This window comes from Streptomyces sp. E-08 (assembly GCF_049913095.1).
Taxonomy (GTDB): Bacteria; Actinomycetota; Actinomycetes; order Streptomycetales; family Streptomycetaceae; genus Streptomyces.
In genome coordinates, this window is record NZ_CP183971.1 from 4,274,079 (window position 1) to 4,289,523 (window position 15,445).

Consider the following 15,445-nt stretch of genomic DNA (forward strand, 5'->3'; position numbering starts at 1 on the left):
GGGAAAAGTGAAGCCCCGGTCCGCTCATGCGGCCGGGGCTTCACCCACAGAGTGTGTGTCTCTCAGACACCGGAACCTGCGGGCACGGAGTCGGTCGCCTCCGTCCACAGGTCCTGCTCGGCGCGATCCGCCTGGATCTGGCGGTACACGAGGAGCCCGCCGATGGCGGCCAGTGCGACCAGGAGAAGCTTCTTCACCGCGCGACCTCGTCTTTCGTTGACGTAGGAGACTTCTGACGCCCACTCTACACATCGACCGATACCGATCGGTGACCTGTACGAGCTTCAAACCTCACACAAACAGATCGACCCGGATGGAGGAACCATCCGGGTCGATCTGAACTGTGGGGCTAACAGGATTTGAACCTGTGGCCTCATCCTTATCAGGGATGCGCTCTAACCAACTGAGCTATAGCCCCGCCGCGCTTTGCGGTGTGTGTCCCGCGCGCTGACTCCTGAACATTAGCGCACGTGGGGGCCAGGCCCAAAATCGGTTCCCGGACCGGCCCCCGTGCACGTCACTCGTCCTCGGCCAGCGTCAGCTCGACACCGCCCACGAAACCGGCCGACAGGTTGTAGATGAAGGCGCCCAGCGTCGCGAGCGCGGTCATCAGGACCACATCGATCACGGCGATCACCGAGGTGAACATCAGCACCCTCGGCAGCGACAGGAACGACTGCAGGTCGAAGCCGTTGGACTCGTTCGAGCCCGTGGCCTCGCTGATCGTGCCGCCGACCGTCGAGAAGACGCCCATGGCGTCCATGACCATCCACAGCACCGCCGCGGCCACGACCGTGCAGATGCCCAGTGCGATGGAGAGCAGGAAGCTCACCTTCATCACCGACCACGGATCCGCCTTGGCCACCCGCAGCCGCGCCTTGCGCGTCCTGGGCGTCGTGCGCGCCCCGGTCCGCGGCCGGCGCACGGCCCCGGTCTGCCCGCCCGCCGTACCGCCCGCAGCGGCGCCGTACGCCTGCGGCGGGTGGTAGGGCCCGCCCGGCTGCGCGCCCGCGCGCTCGCCGGGCAGCGGCCCGTTGTACGTCTCGTACGAGGGCTGCTGCCCCCGAGTGTCCGTCACCGCAACCCCCTGGGAGTCCGTGGCGGGGCCACGGGCGCCGTTCGCTCCAGCACCAGCAGAAGCTCCGGCAGCCGCCGATCCGGCGCCCGTGGCTCCACTCACGCTCTTACTCCTCGTGCTCCCCGGCCGAGGGCTCGGTGCCCTCGACTGCCTCGGCCTCGACCGCGACCTCGACCGACTCGACCACGCCCTCGGCGTCGTCGTCGGCGTTGTCGACGTACTCGTCTTCGCTGCCCGCCTCGGCGTTCCGTGCGATGCCGACGACGGCATCGCGCTTGCCCAGGTTGATCAGCTGGACGCCCATGGTGTCACGGCCGGTCTCCCTGACTTCGTTGACTCGCGTACGAATCACACCGCCGGACAGCGTGATGGCGAGGATCTCGTCGGTCTCCTCGACCACCAGCGCGCCCACGAGCGAGCCGCGGTCCTCCACGATCTTGGCGGCCTTGATGCCGAGGCCGCCACGGCCCTGGACGCGGTACTCGTCGACGGGGGTGCGCTTCGCGTACCCGCCGTCGGTCGCGGTGAAGACGAACGTACCGGGCCGGACGACATTCATCGAGAGCAGCTCGTCGTCCTCGCGGAAACTCATCCCCTTGACACCCGAAGTGGCACGTCCCATCGGACGCAGCGCGTCGTCGGTCGCGGTGAAGCGGATCGACTGCGCCTTCCGGGAGACGAGCAGCAGATCGTCCTCGGAGGAGACCAGCTCGGCGCCGATCAGCTCGTCGTCGCTGCCGTCCTCGCGCTCGCGGAGGTTGATCGCGATGACACCGCCGGAACGCGGCGAGTCGTAGTCCTTCAGCGAGGTCTTCTTCACCAGACCGGCCTTGGTGGCGAGCACCAGGTACGGCGCGGCGTCGTAGTCGCGGATCGCCAGGATCTGGGCGATCTGCTCGTCCGGCTGGAAGGCCAGCAGGTTGGCCACGTGCTGGCCGCGGGCGTCCCGGCCGGCGTCCGGCAGCTCGTACGCCTTGGCCCGGTAGACCCGGCCCTTGTTCGTGAAGAACAGCAGCCAGTGGTGGGTGGTGGAGACGAAGAAGTGGTCGACGATGTCGTCCTGCTTCAGCTTCGTACCGCGCACGCCCTTGCCGCCGCGCTTCTGCGAGCGGTAGTCCTCGGTCTTCGTCCGCTTCACGTAGCCGCCGCGCGTGATCGTGACGACGATGTCCTCCTCGGCGATCAGGTCCTCGATGGACATGTCACCGTCGAAGGGCACGAGCTTGGAGCGGCGGTCGTCGCCGAAGCGCTCGACCAGAGCGGCCAGCTCCTCGCTGACGATCGCCCGCTGGCGCTCCGGGGAGGCCAGGATCGCGTTGTACTCGTTGATCTTCGCCTGGAGCTCGTCGTGCTCGGCGACGATCTTCTGGCGCTCCAGGGCGGCGAGCCGGCGGAGCTGCATCTCCAGGATCGCGTTGGCCTGGATCTCGTCGATCTCCAGCAGGCCCATCAGGCCCGTGCGGGCCACCTCGACGGTGTCGCTGCGGCGGATGAGCGCGATGACCTCGTCGATCGCGTCGAGGGCCTTGAGGAGGCCGCGCAGGATGTGGGCGCGCTCCTCGGCCTTGCGCAGCCGGAACTTCGTCCGGCGGACGATGACCTCGATCTGGTGCGTCACCCAGTGGCGGATGAACGCGTCGAGCGAGAGGGTGCGCGGCACGCCGTCGACGAGCGCCAGCATGTTCGCGCCGAAGTTCGTCTGCAGGTCGGTGTGCTTGTACAGGTTGTTGAGGACGACCTTGGCGACGGCGTCGCGCTTGAGCACGATGACCAGGCGCTGGCCGGTCCGGGACGAGGTCTCGTCGCGGACGTCGGCGATGCCGCCGATCTTGCCGTCCTTGACCAGGTCCGCGATCTTCTGCGCGAGGTTGTCCGGGTTGGTCTGGTACGGCAGCTCCGTGACCACCAGGCACTGGCGGTTGTGGATCTCCTCGACCTCGACGACCGCGCGCATCGTGATCGAGCCACGGCCGGTGCGGTACGCCTCCTCGATGCCCTTGCGGCCGACGACGAGCGCGCCGGTGGGGAAGTCCGGGCCCTTGATCCGCTCGATCAGCGCGTCGAGGAGCTCCTCGTGGCTGGCGTCGGGGTGCTCCAGCGCCCACTGCGCACCGGCCGCGACCTCGCGGAGGTTGTGCGGCGGGATGTTGGTGGCCATACCGACGGCGATGCCGGCGCTGCCGTTGATCAGCAGGTTCGGGAAGCGGGACGGCAGGACCGTCGGCTCCTGGTTGCGGCCGTCGTAGTTGTCCTGGAAGTCGACGGTCTCCTCGTCGATGTCCCGGAGCATCTCCATCGACAGCGTCATGAGCTTGCACTCGGTGTAACGCATGGCGGCGGCCGGGTCGTTGCCCGGGGAGCCGAAGTTGCCGTTGGAGTCGACGAGCGGCATGCGCATCGACCAGGGCTGGGCGAGGCGGACGAGCGCGTCGTAGATCGAGGAGTCGCCGTGCGGGTGGTACGTACCCATGACGTCACCGACGACGCGGGCGCACTTGTAGAAGCCCTTCTCGGGCCGGTAGCCGCCGTCGTACATCGCGTACAGCACGCGCCGGTGCACGGGCTTGAGGCCGTCCCGTACGTCGGGCAGCGCGCGGGACACGATGACGGACATCGCGTAGTCGAGGTACGAGCGCTGCATCTCGGTCTCGAGCCCGACGGGCTCGATCCGCAGCACAGGCTCCTGCTCTTCGGTGGTGCCGGGAGTGTTTTCGTCGGCCATTGCTGGTCGTCAGTCCTTTCGTACGGTCAGCTGAGACCGACTCAGATGTCGAGGAAGCGAACGTCCTTGGCGTTGCGCTGGATGAACGAGCGGCGTGCCTCGACGTCCTCGCCCATCAGCACCGAGAACAGGTCGTCGGCCTGGGCGGCGTCGTCCAGGGTGACCTGGCCGAGCACGCGGTGCTCGACGTCCATGGTGGTGACGCGCAGCTCCTCGGCGTTCATCTCACCGAGACCCTTGAAGCGCTGGATCGAGTCCTCCCGGATCCGCTTGCCGTTCTGCTTGCCCAGCTCGACGAGCGCGTCGCGCTCCCGGTCCGAGTACGCGTACTCGAAGTCGTCCCGGCCCCACTTGATCTTGTAGAGCGGCGGGCGGGAGAGGTAGACGTGGCCGGCCTCGACCAGCGGCCGCATGAAGCGGAAGAGGAAGGTCAGCAGCAGGGTGTTGATGTGCTGACCGTCGACGTCGGCGTCCGCCATCAGGATGATCTTGTGATAGCGGAGCTTCTCGATGTCGAAGTCCTCGTGCACACCGGTGCCGAAGGCGGAGATCAGCGCCTGGACCTCGGTGTTCTGCAGGATCTTGTCGATCCGGGCCTTCTCGACGTTCAGGATCTTGCCGCGGATCGGCAGGATGGCCTGGTACATCGGGTTGCGGCCGGACTTGGCCGAGCCGCCGGCGGAGTCACCCTCGACGATGAAGATCTCGCACTTGGACGGATCGTTCGACTGGCAGTCGGACAGCTTGCCCGGCAGCGACGCCGACTCCAGCAGGCCCTTACGACGGGTCAGGTCGCGCGCCTTGCGGGCGGCCACGCGCGCGGTGGCGGCCTGGATCGACTTGCGGATGATGTCCGCGGCCTCGAGGGGGTTGCGGTCGAGCCAGTCGTTGAGGTGCTCGTAGACCGCCTTCTGCACGAAGGTCTTGACCTCCGTGTTGCCCAGCTTGGTCTTGGTCTGGCCCTCGAACTGCGGCTCGCTCAGCTTGACCGAGATGATCGCCGTCAGACCCTCGCGGATGTCGTCACCCGTGAGGTTGTCGTCCTTCTCACGGAGCAGCTTCTTGTCGCGCGCGTACTTGTTGATCAGCGAGGTCAGCGCCGCACGGAAGCCCTCCTCGTGCGTGCCGCCCTCGTGGGTGTGGATGATGTTGGCGAAGGAGTACACGCCCTCGCTGTAGCCGCTGTTCCACTGCATCGCGACCTCGAGGGACAGGGACTTCTCCTTGTCCTCCGCCTCCAGGTCGATCACCGTGGGGTGGATCAGCTCGCCCTTGCGCGAGTTGAGGTACTTCACGAAGTCGACGATGCCGCCCTCGTAGTGGTACCTGACCGTGCGCGCGGTCGGCTCGGCGGCGGCCTCGGCGTCCGGGTCGTCGGCGCCGACGGTCGCCTTCGCCGACTCGCGCTCGTCGGTGAGCGTGATCGTCAGGCCCTTGTTGAGGAAGGCCATCTCCTGGAAGCGCCGCGAGAGCGTCTCGAAGGAGTACTCGGTGGTCTCGAAGATGTCCGGGTCGGCCCAGAAGGTCACCGACGTGCCGGTCTCCGCGGTCGCCTCGTGCTGGGCGAGCGGGGCCGTCGGGGCGCCCATCTTGTAGTCCTGCGTCCAGCGGTGGCCGTCCGTCTTGATCTCGACGGAGACCTTGGTGCTCAGGGCGTTCACGACCGACACACCGACACCGTGCAGACCGCCGGAGACGGCGTAGCCGCCGCCGCCGAACTTGCCGCCCGCGTGCAGCACGGTCAGCACGACCTCGACGGCCGGCTTGCCCTCGGAGGCCACGATGCCCACCGGGATGCCGCGGCCGTTGTCGACGACGCGGACGGCGCCGTCGGCCAGGATCGTCACGTCGATGGTGTCGGCATGGCCGGCCAGGGCTTCGTCGACCGAGTTGTCGACGACCTCCTGCACCATGTGGTGCAGACCGCGCTCGCCGGTCGAGCCGATGTACATGCCAGGGCGCTTGCGCACGGCATCCAGGCCCTCGAGGACCTGGATATTGCTGGCGGTGTACTGGGAGTTCTCGTTGGGGTCGCCGGAATCGGCCACGAAGCGCCCTTTCTGGCACAGCACAGGCCGTTCTCCGGGCATACGGGAGCGGCTGCGTCGTTCGACATGTTCCGCAGGGTGGCGGGATTGTCTCCCAGTCTACCGGTACCACCGACACTCATGGGGGTTTGCCGGTACCTGAATGCGCATGTGCCGCCCTGAGCGGGCGCGAGACGACTCCCCATATCCGGATAGGGGCTTCAGAGCCCTCTGACGGCCACCCAGCGCTTCGAGCTGTGACGGCCAGTGGGCACGCGTTCCGCAGGGCGCTGGGGTCGCCGGACGGAGCCCGGGGAGGGTGGGCACGACCGACCCGGGCCGGACGAAGCCCGGGGAGGGTGGGCACGGCCGACCCGCGCGGCGCCCTCTGCCTGGACCCGCACCCCGGAGACCACCCCGTACTACCCGTACGTGTCTCCGGGCCCCACCGACCCGGGCGCACGCAGCGGCCCGTACCCGCGCCGGGGCGCACCCGGCCCCAGGACCTTGATCATCCGCACGGTCCCGTGCCCCAGGTCCTCGTTGAGCCGGGCGACCAGCGTCGGCGCGAGCAGCCGCAGCTGCGTCGCCCAGGCCGTCGAGTCGCACTGCACCGTCAGCACCCGCGCGTCCGGCTCGTCGTCGAACTTCAGCGGTACGCAGTGCTTCGCCAGGTCCTCGCCGACGATCTGCGGCCAGCGGCCCATGACCCCGCCGACCGCCGCCGGGGTCTCCCAGCCCCGCTCGGTGATCAGCCGGTTGATCGCGGCGCCCAGCGCCATCGGGTCGCGTCCGTCGGCGCGCGCGCCGGAGCGCAGCCCGCCGCCGCGCCGGGCCTGCTTCTTCTGCGCCGCCGCCGCGCCCCGCGCCTTCGCCTGCTCCTTGGCGGCGCGCAGCGCGACCCGCGCGAGGTCGACGCCCGAGGACTCGGGGACGGCCGGCTTGTCCACAGGCTGGGGAGAGGATCCGTCGCTCATACCCGTTCCACCGTTCCTCCGGCCACGGCGTACCGCGTGCCCGCGAGCACGCCCGGGACGTCGTCGTCCACCGCCGCCGTGACGAGCACCTGCTCGCCGGGCGCCACCAGCTCCGCGAGCCGCTCGCGCCGTCGCGCGTCCAGTTCGGCGAAGACGTCGTCGAGGACGAGCACCGGCTCGTTGCCCTCGGAGCGCAGCAGGTCGTACGAGGCCAGGCGCAGCGCCAGCGCGTACGACCAGGACTCGCCATGGCTGGCGTACCCCTTCGCGGGGAGGTCGCCGAGCTTCAGGAGCAGCTCGTCCCGGTGGGGTCCGACGAGGGTGACGCCCCGCTCGATCTCCTGCTTGCGGACCTCTGCGAGGGCGGCGATCAGCTGCTCGTACAGCTCCTCGCGGGTGTGCCCGGCGCCCGGCGCGGACGGCCGGTACTCCAGCAGAATCGGTCCGCCGCCGGGGGCGAGCTGGTCGTAGGCCTTGTCGGCGAGCGGCTGCAGTACGCCGATGAGGTCCAGGCGCTGGGCGAGCAGCTCGGCGCCGGCCCTGGCCAGGTGCTGGTCCCACACGTCCAGGGTCGACAGGTCCATGCCGCGGCCGCCGTGGCGCCGGGCCATCGCCGCGGACTTCAGGAGGGTGTTGCGCTGCTTGAGCACGCGCTCGTAGTCGGAGCGCACGCCCGCCATGCGCGGCGTGCGCGCCGTGATCAGCTCGTCGAGGAAGCGCCGGCGCTCGCCGGGGTCGCCCTTGATCAGCGCCAGGTCCTCGGGGGCGAACAGCACGGTTCGTACGATGCCGAGGACGTCACGCGGTCTGACCTGCGAGGACCTGTTGATACGGGCCCGGTTGGCCCGGCCCGGGTTGAGCTCCAGCTCGATCAGCTGGGAGCGCTCGCCCTGTGTGACGGCGGCCCGGACGACCGCGCGCTCCGCCCCCATCCGGACGAGGGGGGCGTCGGAGGCGACGCGGTGGCTGCCCAGGGTCGCGAGGTAGCCGACGGCCTCGACCAGATTGGTCTTGCCCTGGCCGTTCGCGCCCACGAAAGCGGTGACGCCCGGGTCGAGCGGGACCTCGACCCGGGCGTAGGAGCGGAAGTCGGCCAGCGAGAGGTGCGTGACGTGCATGGTGGGCGCCGACCTTCTTCCCCCGGCGGCTGTGCACCGCGGGGTGCACAGCCTGTGGATTACTTCTTCGTCTCGACCGCGTGGCCACCGAACTGGTTGCGCAGCGCGGCGATCATCTTCATCTGCGGGGAGTCGTCCTGACGGGAGGCGAACCGCGCGAACAGCGAGGCGGTGATCGCCGGGAGCGGGACCGCGTTGTCGATGGCGGCCTCGACCGTCCACCGGCCCTCGCCGGAGTCCGACGCGTAGCCCCGCAGCTTGTCCAGGTGCTCGTCCTCGTCCAGCGCGTTCACCGCGAGGTCGAGCAGCCAGGAACGGATGACCGTGCCCTCCTGCCAGGAGCGGAAGACCTCGCGCACGTCGGTGACGGAGTCGACCTTCTCCAGGAGCTCCCAGCCCTCGGCGTAGGCCTGCATCATTGCGTACTCGATGCCGTTGTGGACCATCTTCGCGAAGTGGCCGGCGCCGACCTTGCCCGCGTGGACCGAGCCGAACTCGCCCTCGGGCTTCAGTGCGTCGAAGATCGGCTGGACCCGCGCCACGTCCTCGGCGGAGCCGCCGTACATCAGCGCGTAGCCGTTCTCCAGGCCCCAGACGCCGCCGGAGACGCCGCAGTCGACGAAGCCGATGCCCTTGGCGGCGAGCTCCTCGGCGTGCTTCTCGTCGTCCGTCCAGCGCGAGTTCCCGCCGTCCACGACGATGTCGCCGGGGGAGAGCAGGTCGGCCAGCTCGTCGATGGTGGACTGGGTCGCGGCACCGGCCGGGACCATGACCCACACGACGCGCGGACCCTTGAGCTTGCCCACAAGCTCTTCCAGGCTGTGGACATCGGCGAGGTCCGGGTTGCGGTCGTATCCGATGACGGTGTGGCCTGCGCGGCGGATGCGCTCACGCATGTTGCCGCCCATCTTGCCGAGACCGACGAGACCGAGCTCCATCAGAGATTCCTTAAGCGTCGTGTGCGGTTTACCCGGGTCCGAGCCTACGCCCGGACCCGGGTGCACACCTGTGGGGTCGGCCGCTCAGGCGACGACCCCCGGGGAGCGCTGTCAGCCGCTCAGCCGGACAGCCGCACCGGCATGATCAGGTACTTGTACGCCTCGTCCGCCTCGGCGTCGAGCGCGGGCTTGCCGCTCAGCAGCGCCGGCTTGGTGGAGGTCGTGAAGGAGAGCTGGGCGACCGGGGAGTCGATCGCGCTCAGGCCGTCCAGCAGGAAGGTCGGGTTGAAGGCGATCGAGATGTCGTCGCCGTCCAGCTGCGCGTCGACCCGCTCCACAGCCTGTGCGTCGTCGCTGGAACCGGCCTCCAGGATCAGCACGCCCTGCTCGAAGCTCAGCCGGACCGGGGTGTTGCGCTCGGCCACCAGGGCCACGCGCTTCACGGCCTCGACGAAGGGGGCGGTCTCGATCACCGCGACCGAGTTGAACTCGGTCGGGAAGAGCGTCCGGTACTTCGGGAGGTCGCCCTCCAGGAGACGGGTGGTGGTGCGGCGGCCCGCGCCCTCGAAGCCGATGAGGCCCTCGCCCTTGCCGGAGCCGGAGAGCGCGAGGGTCACCGTGTCGCCGCTGGTGAGCGCCTTGGCGGTGTCCAGGAGGGTCTTCGCGGGCACCAGGGCGACCGCGGAGGCGTCCGGGGACTCCGGCTTCCACAGGAACTCGCGGACCGCGAAGCGGTAGCGGTCGGTGGAGGCCAGGGTGACGGTGTCGCCCTCGATCTCGATGCGCACACCGGTGAGGACGGGCAGCGTGTCGTCACGGCCGGCGGCGATGGCGACCTGCGCGGCGGCGGAGGCGAAGACCTCACCGGGGACGGTGCCGGTCGCGGTGGGCATCTCCGGCAGCGCCGGGTACTCCTCCACAGGCAGGGTGTGGAGGGTGAAGCGGGAGGAGCCGCAGACCACGGTCGCCCGTACACCGTCTGTGGAGATCTCCACGGGACGGTTGGGGAGGGCGCGGCAGATGTCGGCGAGCAGCCGGCCGGAGACGAGGACGGTGCCGTCCTCCTCCACCTCGGCCTCGACGGAGACCCGGGCGGAGACCTCGTAGTCGAAGCTCGAGAAGCTCAGGGCGCCGTCCTCGGCCTTCAGCAGAAGGCCTGCGAGCACGGGCGCCGGCGGACGGGCCGGGAGGCTGCGGGCCACCCAGGCCACCGCCTCGGCAAGTACGTCGCGCTCCACCCGGATCTTCACCGGAACCGCCTCCTGCTTGTTGCTGGCTCTTCGTCGACTGCGGGAACCAGTCTGACGTACGCCACCGACACTCGGTGCTGCTCGGGGTCAAGTCGCGACAAGAGCGCGTCGGAGCTCCGGCGCCGAGTTGTCCACACGTCCCACTTCGAAGCGAATTCCGGGCTAACTCTATGTGGGAGTAGTAGTAGGGCCTGTGGAAACCGTGGATAACGTCGTTTCCGCAGGTCAGGCCCGGTTTTTTGTCCACCGACCCTGTGGGTGGAGCCCGTGGACAACCGGGGGTTTCTGTGGACACCCGAAAGTTCTGCACACCCGGTACACAGGCCATGGGGAGTTCTCCCCAGCGCTGTCCCCAGCTTTCCCCAGGTTCCCCACAGCCCAAACGTCTCCCTTGGTGTGACCGCTTTCACTCGGGCCAGTGAGCGGGGGTGTTTCGTTGCCGAACAGTGGACAGCGGTGTGGAGAAGCTGTGGGCAACCGGCCGCCCCCTGTGGGCAGCCGGTGGACAACCTTCGGGGCCCCCTGTGGACGAAAGATTCATCCACAGCCTGTGGAGATCGTTTGCCAACAATTCCACAAGGGTCTGACCTGGGGTGATGATCTGTCACCAGGCCTGCCTGTGGACACAGTCCGGATAACTCGACAGTCCCCACCCTGTGGACGGGAGATCATCCCCCAATCTGTGGAGAACCTGCCACCGGAACGGAGTAATCGAACAGCGGGCGCCCGTCCCCCGTTCGTCCCCAGCGCTCGCGCGGCCCGTCCGGAGCGCGTCGGCGGCCGGTTCGCAGCGTCTGCGTGGCCTGTTCGCAGCGTGTGTGCGGCCTGTTCGCAGCGTGCGTGCGGCCCGTTCGCAGGGTGTGGGTGCGGCCCGTTCGCAGCGCGCCGACGGCCCCCGGGAACGCCGAAGGGCGCCCCGGGAGGTGTCCCGGAGCGCCCTTCTGAGGCCTTGGAATGCCCGGCTCGACGGCCGGCCTGTGTCAGCCGTTCTTGATGCGGTTCGTGAGCTCGGTGACCTGGTTGTAGATGGAGCGCCGCTCCGCCATCAGGGCACGGATCTTCCGGTCCGCGTGCATCACCGTCGTGTGGTCACGGCCACCGAACTGCGCGCCGATCTTGGGGAGTGACAGGTCCGTGAGCTCGCGGCACAGGTACATGGCGATCTGCCGGGCCGTCACCAGGACACGACTGCGCGAGGATCCACAGAGGTCCTCCACCGTCAGGCCGAAGTAGTCGGCGGTGGCCGCCATGATCGCGGGAGCGGTGATCTCCGGCGAGCTGTCCTCGCCGCCGGGGATCAGGTCCTTGAGGACGATCTCGGTGAGCCCGAGGTCCACCGGCTGCCGGTTGAGGCTCGCGAAGGCCGTCACCCGGATCAGCGCGCCCTCCAGCTCGCGGATGTTCCGCGAGATCCGGGAGGCGATGAACTCCAGCACCTCCGGCGGGGCGTTGAGCTGCTCCTGCACCGCCTTCTTGCGGAGGATCGCGATGCGCGTCTCCAGCTCCGGCGGCTGCACATCGGTGGTCAGTCCCCACTCGAAGCGGTTGCGGAGCCGGTCCTCCAGGGTGACCAGCTGCTTGGGCGGCCGGTCCGAGGACAGCACGATCTGCTTGTTCGCGTTGTGCAGGGTGTTGAAGGTGTGGAAGAACTCCTCCTGCGTCGACTCCTTGCTCGCGAGGAACTGGATGTCGTCGACGAGCAGGATGTCCACATCGCGGTAGCGCTTGCGGAAGGCGTCGCCCTTGCCGTCGCGGATCGAGTTGATGAACTCGTTGGTGAACTCCTCGGAGCTCACGTACCGCACGCGCGTGCCCGGGTAGAGGCTCCGCGCGTAGTGCCCGATCGCGTGCAGCAGGTGGGTCTTGCCGAGGCCCGACTCCCCGTAGATGAAGAGCGGGTTGTACGCCTTCGCCGGCGCCTCGGCCACCGCGACGGCCGCCGCGTGCGCGAACCGGTTCGAGGAACCGATGACGAAGGTGTCGAAGAGGTACTTGGGGTTCAGCCGCGCGTGCTGCTCGCCCGGAGCGCCGGCGCCCTGCCCGGAGGACGAGGAGCCGTGACCGCCGCCCGGCACACCGCCCGGACCGCCGGGACGCGGCCCCGGACGGGGACCGTGGTTCTGGGGGTCGGGCAGCTCGGCGCGCTCCGGCCGCTGCTGCTCGTAGCCGCGGGCGGGCTCGTCGTAACGGGTCTGCCGGGACTGCTCCGGACCCGTGTAGGGCGCGCGCTCCTGGTAACCGCCGAGCCGCGGCTGCTGCCAGGAGAGGTCCTCCTGGGTGCGCGGCCAGGCGCCGGGGTCCGGCCGCTGCGGCTGCTGGTAGTCCGGGTAGGCCGGGCGCGCGGTGGGCAGGCCGTCGTCGGGCATCGGCCGGTGGCCGTAGCCGTCGTACTTCTCGTACGGCTCGGGCTGGGCGCGCTCGTCGTAGCGGGGCTGCTGCGCCGGGGGCGCCGGCGGCGTCGGCTCGCCGACGGAGTCGTCGACGGTGATCGCGATCCGGATCGGCCGGCCGCACTCACGGCTGAGGGTCTCGCTGATCAGCGGGGCGAGCCGGCCCTCCAGGACCCGCTTGCCCCACTCGTTGGGAACGGCGAGCAGGGCCGTGTCCGCGACCAGGGCGAGCGGCTGGCAGCGCTCGATCCACTGCTTGTCCTTGGGCTCGATCCCCTGCTGGCCCTCGGCGAGCAGCTGCTCGAGGACGCGTGGCCACACTGCGGCAAGATCAGCAGGTACGTCAGCCACAGGGCACGCTTTCTCGCAGGTCCCACGATGGTGTGGTTCTCGGGGACAGTGGGTCGAAGTCCGTGAGGACGGGTCCGTTGAGGACAGGTGGGACAGAACGGCAAAAGATTGTGGAGACCGTCCACGGTAGTCGGGCCGGATGACGTGGTTCAAGTTTTGTCCACAGCCTGTGCACAATGGGAGGTGGCGACAGGTCGGTTTGACCGGATGGCGTAGCCGCGCGTACCGTAACCAGGTCGAGTTGTCGATGGCTGCTGCCGCCTGCCTCCGATGGGCAAAGATCACGGTCTGTGATCGTGAAGCGGTGCACTCGGGCGTATTGCGAGCTACTCGTGGGCGCACGGTGACAGCCAGGCGATGTCCCGCCATCTACGAATCATTTCTGGAGCCCCCGAGTGAGCAAGCGCACCTTCCAGCCGAACAACCGTCGTCGCGCCAAGACCCACGGCTTCCGCCTGCGCATGCGTACGCGCGCCGGTCGCGCCATCCTTGCGAACCGCCGTTCCAAGGGTCGCTCGGCGCTGTCCGCCTGATCCACTTAAACAGGTCATGACGTGCTGCCTACCGAGAATCGGCTGAGGCGGCGCGAGGACTTCGCAACCGCGGTACGCCGAGGTCGCCGGGCTGGTCGCCCGCTCCTCGTCGTCCACCTACGCAGCGGTGCCACGGACCCGCACGCGCCTGGGGAGAGCGCTCCCCCGACGCGTGCGGGTTTCGTCGTGAGCAAAGCCGTGGGCGGTGCGGTGGTACGCAACCAGGTCAAGCGACGCCTGCGCCATCTCGTCCGCGACCGTCTCGCCGAGCTGCCCCCCGGTAGCCTGGTGGTCGTACGGGCGTTGCCCGGAGCCGGCGACGCCGAACACGCACAGCTGGCCCGAGACCTGGACGCCGCTCTCCAGCGGCTGCTGGGAGGGGGCACGCGATGAAGTACCCGCTGCTGGCTCTCATCAAGCTGTACCAGTGGACGATCAGCCCTCTTCTGGGCCCCGTCTGCCGGTACTACCCGTCGTGTTCCCACTACGGATTCACGGCCATCGACCGGCATGGCGCGATCAAGGGCACGGCCCTGACCGCCTGGCGCATCCTGCGGTGCAACCCGTGGTCGCCCGGCGGTGTGGATCACGTCCCCGCGCGCAAGCGCCCCCGCTGGCACGAGATGCTGCGGAACGCGCTGCGTGGCGACAAGGGCGGGTCCACCGCCGAGACGAGCCCGGCCACCGAGACCTCGCCCAATGCTCAAGGAGCCTGATTAGTGGACACGATTGCCAGTCTGTTCAGCTTCATCACCTGGCCCGTTTCCTGGGTCATCGTCCAGTTCCACAAGGTGTACGGGGCGATCTTCGGCCCCGACACGGGCTGGGCCTGGGGCCTGTCCATCGTGTCCCTCGTGGTGCTGATCCGTATCTGTCTGATCCCGCTGTTCGTCAAGCAGATCAAGTCGACGCGGAACATGCAGGCGCTCCAGCCGAAGATGAAGGCGATCCAGGAGCGCTACAAGAGCGACAAGCAGCGTCAGTCCGAAGAGATGATGAAGCTGTACAAGGAGACGGGTACTAACCCGCTCTCCTCGTGCCTTCCCATCCTGGCGCAGTCGCCGTTCTTCTTCGCCCTGTACCACGTGCTCTCCGCGATCGCCTCGGGCAAGACGATCGGCGTCATCGACGAGCCGCTGCTCGCGAGCGCCCGCCAGGCGCACATCTTCGGCGCCCCGCTGGCCGCGAAGTTCACGGACTCCGCCGCTGAGGTCGCCGCTCTCGACGCCTCGCTGACCTCGGTCCGCATCGTCACCGCGGTCATGATCATCATGATGTCGGCCTCGCAGTTCTTCACCCAGCGCCAGCTGATGATGAAGAACGTCGACCTCTCGGTGAAGACCCCGTACATGCAGCAGCAGAAGATGCTCATGTACATCTTCCCGGTGATCTTCGCCGTCATGGGTATCAACTTCCCCGTCGGTGTCCTCGTCTACTGGCTGACCACCAACGTGTGGACCATGGGCCAGCAGATGTACGTGATCAACCAGAACCCGACCCCGGGCAGCAAGGCTCAGGACTCCTACCTGCAGCGCCTGCTGAAGAGCGTCACGCAGCACGGTGAGGTTCGCGGCCGTCGCCGGAAGAACATCGTCAAGGTGATCGTCGCCAAGGGCAGCGACCGCAACGAGAACGAGCGCCGCTTCTTCGTGGGCCTCTCCAAGGCCGGCTTCGCCGCCCAGGCCGACGGCACCGTGATCAAGAGCGACACCCTCGAGGCCGAGGCCGAGGGCGGTGCCGCAGCCAAGCGTCAGCAGCCCAAGCGCCAGACCAAGGCCCAGCGCCAGGCCTCCGCGGCCCAGCCGTCCGTGGCGAAGGACACCGAGGAAGACTCCGAGCCGGCCGCCGAAGAGGCGACCACCTCGCTCGAGAAGAAGCTTCAGGACCCGACTACGACCGAGGCCAAGGACGAGACGCAGGCCGACAAGCCGCAGCGTCCGAGCCGTGCCAACTCCGGCGGCTCCCGTCAGGGCAAGTCCGGTCAGGGGCAGCGCAAGGGCCAGCAGCGGCCCAAGCACCCGTCCTCCAAGAAGTAAGCCCTCCCCTCCCAGAAGCAAGAAG

The 15,445-nt window shown here is 68.7% G+C and carries 13 protein-coding genes and 1 tRNA gene; 4 read left to right on the forward strand and 10 right to left on the reverse strand.

The features are described 5' to 3' along the window. Window positions 1–62: 62 nt before the first annotated feature. The 10 genes from ACN9MM_RS19590 to dnaA all read right to left on the reverse strand — a co-directional run bounded on the left by ACN9MM_RS19590 (window position 63) and on the right by dnaA (window position 12,851). Window positions 63–197, reverse strand: a complete 135-nt coding sequence (locus ACN9MM_RS19590) for a DLW-39 family protein (protein WP_003958712.1) — start codon at window positions 195–197, stop codon at window positions 63–65. Window positions 198–344: 147 nt separating this feature from the next. Further along, window positions 345–418 (reverse strand) — tRNA-Ile (locus ACN9MM_RS19595). Between the two features lie 99 nt (window positions 419–517). Next, a complete protein-coding gene (locus tag ACN9MM_RS19600) occupies window positions 518–1,180 on the reverse strand; it encodes a DUF3566 domain-containing protein (RefSeq protein WP_426364838.1) in 663 nt (220 codons plus the stop codon). A 4-nt stretch (window positions 1,181–1,184) separates the two neighbouring features. Beyond that, on the reverse strand, window positions 1,185–3,800 hold the full coding sequence (gyrA, locus tag ACN9MM_RS19605) for a DNA gyrase subunit A (protein ID WP_426364839.1): 2,616 nt from the start codon (window positions 3,798–3,800) through the stop codon (window positions 1,185–1,187). Window positions 3,801–3,841: 41 nt separating this feature from the next. Beyond that, window positions 3,842–5,872: a DNA topoisomerase (ATP-hydrolyzing) subunit B gene (gene gyrB, locus ACN9MM_RS19610; RefSeq protein WP_426364840.1), complete on the reverse strand. Its 2,031-nt coding sequence runs from the start codon at window positions 5,870–5,872 to the stop codon at window positions 3,842–3,844. A 377-nt stretch (window positions 5,873–6,249) separates the two neighbouring features. Continuing rightward, window positions 6,250–6,804, reverse strand: a complete 555-nt coding sequence (locus ACN9MM_RS19615) for a DUF721 domain-containing protein (protein WP_426364841.1) — start codon at window positions 6,802–6,804, stop codon at window positions 6,250–6,252. Further along, window positions 6,801–7,922: a DNA replication/repair protein RecF gene (recF, locus tag ACN9MM_RS19620; protein ID WP_426364842.1), complete on the reverse strand. Its 1,122-nt coding sequence runs from the start codon at window positions 7,920–7,922 to the stop codon at window positions 6,801–6,803. The genes ACN9MM_RS19615 and recF overlap by 4 nt, the downstream gene beginning before the upstream one ends. Before the next feature lie 59 nt (window positions 7,923–7,981). Beyond that, the gene (gene gnd / locus ACN9MM_RS19625) at window positions 7,982–8,860 is read right to left on the reverse strand and encodes a phosphogluconate dehydrogenase (NAD(+)-dependent, decarboxylating) (RefSeq protein WP_026058396.1); all 879 of its coding nucleotides are present in this window, start codon (window positions 8,858–8,860) and stop codon (window positions 7,982–7,984) included. Window positions 8,861–8,979: 119 nt separating this feature from the next. After that, the gene (dnaN, locus tag ACN9MM_RS19630; RefSeq protein ID WP_041130169.1) at window positions 8,980–10,110 is read right to left on the reverse strand and encodes a DNA polymerase III subunit beta; all 1,131 of its coding nucleotides are present in this window, start codon (window positions 10,108–10,110) and stop codon (window positions 8,980–8,982) included. A gap of 980 nt (window positions 10,111–11,090) precedes the next feature. Further along, window positions 11,091–12,851 carry a chromosomal replication initiator protein DnaA gene (gene dnaA, locus ACN9MM_RS19635; protein ID WP_426364843.1) on the reverse strand — a complete coding sequence of 587 codons (1,761 nt, stop codon included), beginning with the start codon at window positions 12,849–12,851 and terminating at the stop codon, window positions 11,091–11,093. A gap of 395 nt (window positions 12,852–13,246) precedes the next feature. On the opposite strand from dnaA, the gene rpmH reads away from it, so the two are divergent. Genes rpmH through yidC form a run of 4 tightly spaced genes read left to right on the forward strand, consistent with a single transcriptional unit; the run spans window position 13,247 to window position 15,420 of the window. Then, window positions 13,247–13,384, forward strand: a complete 138-nt coding sequence (rpmH, locus tag ACN9MM_RS19640) for a 50S ribosomal protein L34 (protein WP_007265229.1) — start codon at window positions 13,247–13,249, stop codon at window positions 13,382–13,384. A gap of 21 nt (window positions 13,385–13,405) precedes the next feature. Further along, window positions 13,406–13,777: a ribonuclease P protein component gene (rnpA, locus tag ACN9MM_RS19645; protein ID WP_382858093.1), complete on the forward strand. Its 372-nt coding sequence runs from the start codon at window positions 13,406–13,408 to the stop codon at window positions 13,775–13,777. Further along, the gene (gene yidD, locus ACN9MM_RS19650) at window positions 13,774–14,100 is read left to right on the forward strand and encodes a membrane protein insertion efficiency factor YidD (RefSeq protein WP_189804958.1); all 327 of its coding nucleotides are present in this window, start codon (window positions 13,774–13,776) and stop codon (window positions 14,098–14,100) included. The genes rnpA and yidD overlap by 4 nt, the downstream gene beginning before the upstream one ends. A 3-nt stretch (window positions 14,101–14,103) precedes the next feature. Continuing rightward, on the forward strand, window positions 14,104–15,420 hold the full coding sequence (gene yidC / locus ACN9MM_RS19655) for a membrane protein insertase YidC (RefSeq protein WP_426364844.1): 1,317 nt from the start codon (window positions 14,104–14,106) through the stop codon (window positions 15,418–15,420). The last annotated feature ends 25 nt before the right edge of the window (window positions 15,421–15,445 follow it).